A 10,190-nucleotide genomic window follows, 5' to 3' on the forward strand; every position below is an offset into this window, starting at 1 on the left:
AGTGATTATTATTTATTAGGCTTGTATCATCAAGTTCTAGTATCTTCGCTAGTGCTGCGGTTTCAAAGCTCCAAAACCCTACATATCCCGGCTCTTTATGGGCATTTTTCCACTCATAATCATAATGACCTTTAAACCATTCTTTTTCCATATACGTTTGTAATCTTTTAGATGCTTTTTTCTTATCGGTTTGCGCAAGTTCTATAATTTCTCTTGTTTTTGAATATGGATTTTCTTTATAATAATCATTGTTGATTTTAGTATGTCCTATATTACTAGCATATAATAAAAAATCAATCACTGAATCGTTTATTTCTTTTTCCTCGACCACCTTACTTAATCTTTCTATATTCTTTTTATCCGTTTCTAATAGGATTCCTAAAGAAATCGTCCAAAGCATACTTAAATATCCAACTTCCCTAGTCCCTGTATGCTCTAAATCATAAATTGCATTGTGAAAGTCTTCTTCTATTGCACTAATGTCTTCTCCTAAAGAATATTTCGCCCTAATATCTTCCAACTCATATTTAAAAGTCCTCAAATAACTCGCTTCTATACGACTTTTATTGTCTTTGGATTTTCTTTGAATACCATTTTTGATATCCTCCTCTAAATTTCTGATATCCTCCCTATTTTCAGCTATAAATTCTTTATGATATTCAATTCCTTCTCTACATTTTTCTTCTATACATAGATGATCCCTCATTATTTTTATTTCCTCCTTGCCTTTAAATCAAGGCCATTCTCCAATTATTTCACCCTTAGCATTTAACCTATATGTTATTACATTCCCACTACTATAGACTTTTGATAATACTCTTTCAACTTCATCTTCATCCAATGCTTTGGTGATTTTATTTGCCAGTTTTTGATCACCACCAACAGCTTTCAAAATTCTACTTTTTTCAGTTTTCGTACCAGTCAACCAATCGTTTGACATTTGTGGTCCGTCTTTCGTTTTGCTTAATTGAGAACTACCAAACTTCGCTTCATCAATTACATATTTAATTTTTGATTCTGTATTTGCATTTTCATATAATCCATCTATCCCTTTTACTATTTTATCATTGATCTTGATGGTGCTCCTCTACCAATTGGCTTTAAATCATATCCAGCGTCTTTTATACTTTGGTTGTTTAATAAATTATCCCTTGAAATTATTTCACCAAAATTACCTTTTTGTTTGTTTGTAGCTGTATCTGCATTAAAGTCGTCCATATTTGGTTTTTTAGGTTCACCATTGGAACTATTCGATGGCTTATTTTTCCCAACTGTTCCCGTATCCGTTATTCGGCCAACGTTCACACCAGCAAACTCTAACTGCGGTGTTCCCAACTGACGCAATTGGTCCTTTACTTCGGCTACTTTGGTTTGGAACTTATCTTTTACGGTGTCTAGCTGTTTAGTGGCTTTTTCTGTTAGTTGGCCTATTGGACCTTTATTCGTAACGGTTTTAATACCATCAACTACACCATTAAATGCTTTAGTACCTTTAGTTACTAATTTACCACCTGTCGCTGCCATCCCTGCAAATGGTATCATCGCTCCTAAGGAGAGGGCCGCATTTACCTTGTCTCCTCTTGTATAATAAATCACTGCATTCAAGCCATCTGCTATTTCTCCATACACCTGTATTAGCCTTACGAGATCTAATCCTACTTGGAGCGTGTTTAACATATTTTTAGGTGTTACAGTACTTACTACGACTTTGCCTAATGCTCTGGCCTTGTCTCAATCCTTAGAGGTATGTAAATGTCATTCTGTTTCCCTAAAGTTTTTAAAATATAGATGAATGTATACATCGTCACTTTTCCGCATGTGCAGTTTATAGCTATAGGTTCCCAATATTAAAACTTCATTTTCACTTTATATTTCTGCACTCCAACCAAAACACGTAAAAATGTCGAATGTGATACATCCTTATAAACTATAACAAATTTATCTATCGAAACTCCTATTTCCATCGCCTGTTCTTCCCCTTGTATGCAAGTACTTGTATATAATTTAATACTTAGTACACTAATTAAATAATCGTAATCTTTCCAATTTACGTATTTAAACATGCAAAAAAGCACTTGTCGCCTGTTATAGACAATCAAGTGCTTTAATTTTATAAATTTTCTAAGTTTATTAATAATTGCAAGTTTTATAAGTTATTTTAGTATTGACAGTATGACATTCATTTTCACCACTTGGCAAGTGTAACGTTTAAACCCGTTTGCTTGTTTAATCTCGTTTGTTAGGTGCTTATGACATTCATAAGTGGTCCTTGTAAGTAAAATGTCATCTCGCCTATTTTCGCTCTAATTTGCCATAATATTAAAATAATGCTAATACTCCTTGATGGTATAACCTTCATGAGTTTTTAATTCAAATTCAAGGATATCTTTAACTGTATACAATTTAAAAACTATTATATCCTTGTTTATATCCACGAACTTTGTCATTCTCGTAGTTTGTTAGTTATTCCATGTTATACAACCCTTACTGCTTAAAATGTCATCTCGCCCAATTTTCGTTCTTTTCTCGTTATCCCCGTATTAAAGTAACTAATGGTACAGCCTTCAGGAGCTCTCGATTCTTATGTCCAACCTTTATCAATACGTACTTGTCTTTATCGCGTTCAAATATAAATCGATTAGTAAGTGTGGTAGTTTTACTTAAACAATCACCGCAACCATTCTCTCATTTATTTATTACCAAAAGTTAAATAATTCAGGTAATTAGAGGAGCTACTACCTATATAGAATGTAACTACAAGTATTCGTTTTCTATATCTACATATTCCTCATTTGCTAGCTTATTTAAAAAATCACTAAATGAATCCGCTACCTGTGGAAGGCATCTTTTGATTAAATCGTAAGTTAATACTATTGGTTCATCATCTGAATAATTGTCAGCAATATCATCTGGAACAATTACACACTCTATAACATCTAAGTCATCATTGTAAGAACAGAAGGAATGGTCTGCTATTAATACACTTGGCTCATCATTCTTTATTTCATTTAAGTCTAAACAAATTACATTACCACCTATAGTTGTAGCAACAGTTAGTAGTCCAAATTTCACGAAAAACATACTGGGTACAGCAGATGCATTCTCTTCTTTAATTTGTTCTAGTCCCAATAATCTTATTCCACCACTTAAAGCAGGTAAATTTTGAGGCTCAAAATTCCTATAAAAAGTTACTATAGTTTCTGGAATTGAATAGGATTTCAAATTTTCTAAATCCTTTTCTTCATAAAAAGCAGACCACTTAGCAAATGTTTCATACAACAAAGTAAAATTATTTAGGTCATCAGGCTTAGCTTGACCAAATGCTTCTTTAGCTTCATTAGCCTCTAGACCATCTCTAATTATATTTTGCTCAAATCTTTCAATTATCTTTGTAAACTTTTTCATCCTTTTTCTCCCCTTGACCATTACTTTAACAAAAATTACTCAAAATCAAAATATTTATCATAACTATTTATAAGGAATTCCTAGAGGTTTTACATGGGCATCATATATAGCCTTTGCCCAATCACTATTCCCCATTTTTTCGTATACATTACGATGAGCTTGCCAGATTTGTTCAGGAGTTGCATTTTTAACTGCTGCTCTTTCAGTATTTGTACCTACTATATTTTTTAATTCCTTTTGTATAGCATTATTAATATTCATTCCTGAACCTATAATTTTTTCACCACCTGAACCTCGATGATTCATAGGGGTAAGCGGCGCAGAAATAATATCACCTTGTGAAACATCAAATTTACTGGCAAATTGTTTAGATAATAAATGATGAGATTCAAACCCAACATTTCTACCAGTTAGTCCGGATTCCTTCGTCATGGCACGAAGTTCATCATAAGTATAATAAGTAGCAGGGTCACTTCGTTTTGTAACTTGGTTGGTAGCATTACCCGTACCCTTAGTCTCTTCAGGCTTCTTAGGATTTTTAGTAGGCTTTGGCTTTGAAGAAGGTAAATCACCCTTTAGTTTCCCTACTTTAGTTACGGAGCCAACTCCTTTTGTTCCAACAATAGCTGTCGCTGTGGTTAGCTGTACATTCGTCATCCACTTAGATTTTGTATAGGCATTGCCATTGAGGACTTCTTTTTCATAGGAGTCTTTTATTGCATTGCCTATTGATTTTTCGTTTCAATCGGGTGTTGCGGTCACTAGATTATTGAAGACACCTCCAGGGTTGGTCACCAATTCTTTTAGTTCGCCGTATGTATTTTTCAATACATCAACCGTTCCATCTAGTTTGCCTTTTTCTTTTTGAGCTTTTGATAAAAGCAGATTCTGGCCTGTTAGTACGGCTTTTTGTTTAAAGCTCATGTCCTTACTTGGCGTTTGCAGTTCCATGGTATTTAACGACTTGTAGGCTAGTACGGCTTCTTTTGAGGCCGTTTTTGCTTCTTTCACAGTTTGTTTGGCCTGATTATATACTTCTTTCGTCTTTTGCTTCGCTTGGTTATACACTTCTTTTGTTTTTTGCTTCACTTTTTAGCAAGTATTTTTGAACGCTAGCACCGCTGCTTTTGCGCCATTCTTGACTTTCTTCGCCATGTTACTTTTGGTTAGCTTATTATAGAGTTTGCGTGCCTTGGTAAAGATGTAATATGGTACCTGTAGTTAGGACACTTGAAAAAGAGTGTTTTAACTGCAGGTGTTTTTTTATATACTAGATATTCAAGTTTAGAGGACTAGAGGTTACTATGAGCAAAATTTTATTTTCACCAAAAGAGATACAGCTACTTCAAAAGAATCCTAATGTACAGCAAGTTAGCGAACTGACAATTACCTATACAACTGCATTTAAAAGTAAATTTATCGATGAATATTTAACAGGAAAAACCCCACGTCAAATCTTTAAGGAATATGGCTTTGATGAAGAAATCATTGGCATTAAACGAATTGAACAAGCTGCCTTCCGCTGGCGAAAAACGTACGAAAAAAACGGCTTGATTGGTTTAACGGATACGCGAAAGACTGGTTCAGGTAGACCGTTAAAACGCGAATTAACAGCGAATGAAATAATTGAAAGACAAGCCGCACGCATTCAACTATTGGAGGGCCAAGTTGAATTATTAAAAAAGCTAGAAGTGACCGAAAGGAGGCTGCTAAACGACAGTCAAAAAATAAGCACAAGTAAGATTTATCAACTAATTTCAGACACACTGGCTAAGCATCCATTTAAACGCATGGTGGCTTATTTTTGTGACCTATTAAACGTTTCTCGCTCTGGTTATTATGGTTTCTTAAAGGCAAGTGACCTGCGAGTAGCGAAAGAACGAAAGGATTTAGAAGCGAAAGATTTGATTTTAAAAGCGTTTAATCGTCGGGGTTACAAAAAGGGCTCTCGTTCAATCAAAATGACACTCGAACATGATTTCCAGTGCGTAATGAGCCGCAAAAAGATCAAACGAATCATGCGTAAATACGGGATTGTCTGCCCTCACCGCAGACCGAATCCATATAAACAAATGGCGAAAGCAACGAAAGAACACCGCGTCGTACCAAATCAATCGAATCGTGAATTTAAACAAGGGGTACCTGGAAAAGTACTCTTAACTGACATTACTTTTTTGCCATATAAAGGAAATCATTTGGCTTATTTGTCAACCGTAAAAGATTCCTCTACCAACGAGATTTTAGCTTATCATGTATCCGATCCAATCACGTTAGATATCGTAACGAAAACGATTGAAAAATTAATCCACAATAAGAAAATCAAGCTCCAACCGGATGCCTTTATCCATTCAGATCAAGGGGTACATTATACAAGCCCCAACTACCAAAAGTTATTAAAGAAATATAAACTAGGTCAATCGATGTCACGTCGAGGAAACTGTTGGGACAATGCACCACAGAAATCATTTTTCGGTCATTTTACAAATGAAGTAGACTTTGAATCTGTGCAAACAATTGATGCCCTAAAAGCGAAGATTCATCACTATATGGTCTATTACAACAATTATCGTTATCAATGGAATCTAAAAAAATGGCTCCTGCACAATACAGGAACCATCTCTTAGTTGAATAATCTCTTTTTTACTGTGTCCTTGACATAGGTACCACTTTATATCTTCTGTAAGCTCACCACTTCTCTTTCTAATGCTCCCTAAATCAGTAAATATAAACTGGTTATCAGATAATCTTATAATATTAATACTCCATAATATTTAATAAGTGTTCAAGTGTTTTAACCTATACTATTTCCATTCTCTCTGGCAGACTCTTCAATTTATTATTCTTCACTTTTAACTTTTAAAAAATTTGAGATACTTAGTATTCTTCGGATTTCCAAAACATCTACCCTCTGATTTATTATTGGCAATGCTAAAAAATTCTTTTGCGGATTCTAAATCGCCTAATTCAAAAGCAACTTTTCCTGCAATAAATTCCTTATCTCCAGAATCTATACGTGCAAATCCAGTTAAAAATATTTTTTCTGCCCACTCTTTTGCTTTTATTAAATCATTTACCATAAAACAAGTTGCGATTATATCCTTAACTAAATGGTAACTCTCTTCACAATAAATACCTTTTGGATTAGGTATTATATCCCAAGCCTTTTCTAATAACACAATTGAATCCTCATATTGCCCATTATTGAATTGTTCATTGCTTTTTTCCAAAAGACTTTCGAATTCTTCTTTTATAGGTGAGTGTAAAATAGCCATATAAATCCTCCTCATATAATATCCTTTATCAATTCAAAATATTTATCATCTTCATTAAAAAATATTTTATATCCATCTAAAATGTAAGCTCTTAACAGATACTCCTTAGCTTTATCAAGTTCACCGCATTCATATAAACTCTCCCCAAGTCTCAATAAAATAAATGGGTTTGAAATACCATCTGGGCAGTTTAATGCATTATATAAATTGCTTTTTGCTTTTTCATACTCACTTTCTAAAAAATAAGTATCCCCTAATGCAGTGTAAATCCATGTACTTGTTTCCCAATTGTTCTTCGGTAATGGAACCAAATCCAGAGCAGCTAAATAACTATCTAATGCATTAGCAATTTGTCCTCTTTCAACAAAAATATTACCCTCATTACATAATTGTACTATTTGGTCATACACTTGATCGTTAAGTTCCAATATTAATTTCCTCCTAATAATTATTTATTGGTGGCAAGTAGGTTTCATTTAACTTTGCCCCTGCGGATCTATTTAAACTATAATGATCTAAAACATAATTTTTGGAATTTAACATCCATTCTCTAACCTCTGGTGACTTCGCTCCATAATATCTTCCTGTACTGTTCCACCATGATACCGCATCAGTTAAATGAGCCATATCTGCTTTATCTATAGGATACCACTTATCATCACTTGCCATAAATTCTTTTTCTCCATCACGTGTTGTACAGATTTTGGGTGGGGTTTCCTCTTCCATTCTCTTTATTACTTCTTTACCCGTTTTGACCTGTCGCTGCCATTCCTGCAAATGGTATCATCGCCCCTAAGAAGAGGGTTGCATTTACCTTGTCTCCTCTTGCATAATAAATCACCGCATTCAAGCCATCTGCTACTTCTCCAACTCCCGGTACCAGCCCTACGACATCTAATCCTACTTGGAGCGTGTCTAACAGGTATTACTCTTCTTTTGTCATAAACAGGACTTTATTAGCGAAAACAAATGGCATTTATAAGTAAGACTTCTTGTTTAATAAGCCGTTTTAGCATTCTCACAATGCAAAAATAAACAGCTCATACTCCCTTAAAAATGGTTGTATAAGCTGTCGCTGTTATCAATGATAGGTTGCATTTCAAAATAATGTACCAAACAATAGTAAAATCAAATGAAGTTTAATTGTTTTCATTTAGTCAAATCGGATTATTAGGAAATTCAATATAGTACTTTGCAATTAACGCTTTATAATTTTCATCATTTGGTACTTCGCCTAAATATTTATTTTTCCATATAATCATTTGGTCACTAAAGCTATAATCTGTATCAAACCAGTTTGTATAATCATAATATAACTTAAATTTCCCACTACTCTCTAGAGACATTGTAAAAGAATACCAAAGTTCCTGCTCATTATCTTTAAAAACCTTTCTAAGTTTCTTGCTCAATTTATATAAAACATCTTCTTTTCTCTCAAATTCATCTTCATCAATTTGATATTTGAAAGGAATTTCTAAACTATATTTATATTGCTTATTTTCAAATGTATTATAATAAAAGTAAGTTCCTCCACCATTTTCTGATATTTGAGCATAAAAATAAAATTTATTCGAATCTTCTGGAATCATTTCATTAACTGTTTCAGCTATCTCTCTATATAATCTATTCATTTCTTTTTCCATACTCAACCTCCTGCTCTATTTTCAATGTTTTTCTTAAATATTCAATATTATCGAATGTGGTACATCCTTATAATCTATAACAAACGCTTGTATTCAGCACAACCACATAATATATTTGAACAGACGAAAGGTGAGCTAACATCTCCTGCAAGCCCACCCTGTCTATTTCCAATGCTTCTTCATTCAGTTTGACACCTCTGATTCCTTCGTCTCTAAAAATATATATCAAGTTCCAGCCTTGTTTCTTACAGTGAACTTTAATTTCTTCTTGATATTTCAAACTATATCCATCTCTTGCTTGCCCTTGAGTTGAGACTCGTATATACCCAACAACGTTCAACTTTTTACCCTCCCGTTACATAAATTTTAATTTTCGTAACGCTTTTTAAACGAATAGCGAGTATTATACGACCGTCTTAATATTACAACTCTCTTTCACGTTACCCTTTGTTTATCGCCACGAGCTTTGTCATTGTCGTTAGTTTGAGGGTTTTGCAGTATCATAAGTCCTCTTGCTATGTAAATGTCATCTCGCACATTTATCTTTATTATTTTCACGTGCCAAGTATTAAAACAGAATGCCTTGATGGTACAACCTTCATGAGTTATGAATTTCATTAAAGTTTCTTCCAAGATCGTCCAAAGTTTAAATTTCTAACAAAAAAACAAAAACACCTATTGCCTAAAGACAATCAAGTGCTTTTGAGTTCAAGCATTTATTATTAATCTTATCTTTAAAGCTACAAGCTTGTTTAATTTAATTTCGTAAAATTATAGCTTTTTATCTGTAACAATACTTCCTAAGCTTAAATTGTCATTTCTCCTAGTTATCAAAGAACTCAGAAAAACTTTCTTCAAGGATAAACATATTGTCCATTTCTTCTTCGGGTACTCTATCATGAATCCAAAAATATACTTTCCCTTGATACTCTCCACTAACTCCTAATAAAATCTCATTTCCAGCTGGATCATTAGCAATTGAAATGAAATCCTCTGGTATTTCACCTTCTAAAATCTCAAAAACTTTGCCTAAATTACTTTTCATATCCCCAATTCCATAAAACTTATTTACTAAACTTTCTCCCTCATCATCTGAGATTTTGAAGCCAGATTCTTGTGGAAATCCTCCATTGTATTCAATTAGAAATTCCACATATTGCTTAGGTAGCGCAATATCATACTCTTGTTCAAATTGTTTTATATCCTGTAACGAAACTTTTGGGTTTTCACTAAGCATTTTTGTCATACTCTCACTCCCTCCTTTATGAGATTACCATTCATAGGCACAAGATTATCCAGACTACCTGAACCTTTAAAAATACTTGCAATCAAATGACCGCCCTCATCATCTGGCAAACGATCTTCTCGGCCCGCTACTTTTTGAGCATGATTATTTCTTTTCCCTTTATCTAGTTCAAGGTTACCTTTTACTAGCTCTTGCCTTTTATCCTACAGTAACCATTCCTTTTACGCTGGTCGCTTCTACCAAAATATCGTGTTGTATCAAAGTGTGTCATATTCCTCCGTGCGTCTGTCGGTATCACCACTATATTTTCCAAGCCTGTTTGTATATCATACGCTACATCACAGCTTACAAATTCTACTCGGCTTGCTCGTATGCCTATCATCTCTAGTATTTCTCTAAAATGTGAGTAATGCTCTGGCCTTGTCTCAATCCTTAAGATATGTAAGTGACCTTCTGTTTCTCTAAAGTTTTTAAAATACATATGAATGTATACATCGTCACTTTTCCGCATGTGTAGTTCATAGCTATATGTTCCACTATAAATCTTCATTTTCACTTGATATTTCTTCACTCCGACCATATAAACACGTAAAAATGTCGAATATGGTACATCCTTATAATCTA

Annotated in this window: 12 protein-coding genes and 3 pseudogenes; 1 reads left to right on the plus strand and 14 read right to left on the minus strand. The window is 33.8% G+C overall.

Features of this window, described 5'->3' with window-relative positions; translation table 11 throughout:
• The 6 genes from C9J37_RS26375 to C9J37_RS26400 form a co-directional block, all read right to left on the minus strand.
• The coding region (locus C9J37_RS26375; RefSeq protein ID WP_153063521.1) for a PoNi-like cognate immunity protein at positions 1–706 on the minus strand (706 nt) is incomplete at its 3' end.
• Between the two features lie 27 nt (positions 707–733).
• Positions 734–940: a hypothetical protein gene (locus C9J37_RS29250; protein WP_235617256.1), complete on the minus strand. Its 207-nt coding sequence runs from the start codon at positions 938–940 to the stop codon at positions 734–736.
• Positions 941–1,056: 116 nt separating this feature from the next.
• A complete protein-coding gene (locus C9J37_RS29255) occupies positions 1,057–1,629 on the minus strand; it encodes a hypothetical protein (RefSeq protein WP_235617257.1) in 573 nt (190 codons plus the stop codon).
• A gap of 1,125 nt (positions 1,630–2,754) precedes the next feature.
• Positions 2,755–3,405 (minus strand): SMI1/KNR4 family protein, encoded by a 651-nt coding sequence (locus tag C9J37_RS26390; RefSeq protein WP_167397446.1) that lies wholly within the window; start codon positions 3,403–3,405, stop codon positions 2,755–2,757.
• 63 nt (positions 3,406–3,468) lie between these two features.
• Entirely contained in the window at positions 3,469–4,062 is a 594-nt protein-coding gene (locus C9J37_RS26395; RefSeq protein WP_107897772.1) for a hypothetical protein, read from the minus strand.
• An 84-nt stretch (positions 4,063–4,146) separates the two neighbouring features.
• The gene (locus tag C9J37_RS26400) at positions 4,147–4,494 is read right to left on the minus strand and encodes a hypothetical protein (protein ID WP_107897773.1); all 348 of its coding nucleotides are present in this window, start codon (positions 4,492–4,494) and stop codon (positions 4,147–4,149) included.
• 215 nt (positions 4,495–4,709) lie between these two features.
• Here C9J37_RS26400 and C9J37_RS26405 point away from each other — a divergent pair.
• Positions 4,710–6,037 (plus strand): IS3 family transposase gene (locus C9J37_RS26405; protein ID WP_235617258.1). Its coding sequence is split into 2 segments (ribosomal slippage): positions 4,710–5,988 and positions 5,988–6,037, totalling 1,329 coding nucleotides; the frame shifts between segments, so codons are not numbered across the junction.
• Positions 6,038–6,254: 217 nt separating this feature from the next.
• Here C9J37_RS26405 and C9J37_RS26410 read toward each other — a convergent pair.
• The 8 genes and pseudogenes from C9J37_RS26410 to C9J37_RS28640 form a co-directional block, all read right to left on the minus strand.
• Positions 6,255–6,677, minus strand: a complete 423-nt coding sequence (locus tag C9J37_RS26410) for a tetratricopeptide repeat protein (protein ID WP_107897775.1) — start codon at positions 6,675–6,677, stop codon at positions 6,255–6,257.
• A gap of 11 nt (positions 6,678–6,688) precedes the next feature.
• Complete coding sequence (locus C9J37_RS26415) at positions 6,689–7,105, minus strand: tetratricopeptide repeat protein (protein ID WP_107897776.1); 417 nt, start codon at positions 7,103–7,105, stop codon at positions 6,689–6,691.
• A gap of 13 nt (positions 7,106–7,118) precedes the next feature.
• Entirely contained in the window at positions 7,119–7,454 is a 336-nt protein-coding gene (locus C9J37_RS26420) for a GH-E family nuclease (protein WP_235617259.1), read from the minus strand.
• Positions 7,455–7,834: 380 nt separating this feature from the next.
• Positions 7,835–8,320, minus strand: a complete 486-nt coding sequence (locus C9J37_RS26425; RefSeq protein ID WP_107897777.1) for an antitoxin YezG family protein — start codon at positions 8,318–8,320, stop codon at positions 7,835–7,837.
• A gap of 73 nt (positions 8,321–8,393) precedes the next feature.
• Positions 8,394–8,660: pseudogene (locus tag C9J37_RS26430) on the minus strand (recombinase family protein); the annotation flags it as partial.
• Positions 8,661–9,143: 483 nt separating this feature from the next.
• Positions 9,144–9,566, minus strand: coding sequence for an SMI1/KNR4 family protein (locus C9J37_RS26440; RefSeq protein WP_107897779.1), 423 nt, complete (start codon positions 9,564–9,566; stop codon positions 9,144–9,146).
• Positions 9,563–9,703: pseudogene (locus tag C9J37_RS26445) on the minus strand (DNA/RNA non-specific endonuclease); the annotation flags it as partial. The gene C9J37_RS26440 and the pseudogene C9J37_RS26445, both read right to left, overlap by 4 nt.
• Positions 9,704–9,750: 47 nt before the next feature.
• Positions 9,751–10,190 (minus strand): annotated as a pseudogene (locus tag C9J37_RS28640) (replication initiation protein); the annotation flags it as partial.

It is taken from the genome of Lysinibacillus mangiferihumi, from assembly GCF_003049665.1.
GTDB lineage: Bacteria > Bacillota > Bacilli > Bacillales_A > Planococcaceae > Lysinibacillus > Lysinibacillus mangiferihumi.

Coding starts and splice junctions, on each gene's coding strand:
- C9J37_RS29250 (WP_235617256.1), bottom strand. CDS start 940: ATGTCAAACGATTGGTTGACTGGTACGAAAACTGAAAAAAGTAGAATT.
- C9J37_RS26390 (WP_167397446.1), bottom strand. CDS start 3,405: ATGAAAAAGTTTACAAAGATAATTGAAAGATTTGAGCAAAATATAATT.
- C9J37_RS26395 (WP_107897772.1), bottom strand. CDS start 4,062: ATGACGAATGTACAGCTAACCACAGCGACAGCTATTGTTGGAACAAAA.
- C9J37_RS26410 (WP_107897775.1), bottom strand. CDS start 6,677: ATGGCTATTTTACACTCACCTATAAAAGAAGAATTCGAAAGTCTTTTG.
- C9J37_RS26425 (WP_107897777.1), bottom strand. CDS start 8,320: ATGGAAAAAGAAATGAATAGATTATATAGAGAGATAGCTGAAACAGTT.
- C9J37_RS26440 (WP_107897779.1), bottom strand. CDS start 9,566: ATGACAAAAATGCTTAGTGAAAACCCAAAAGTTTCGTTACAGGATATA.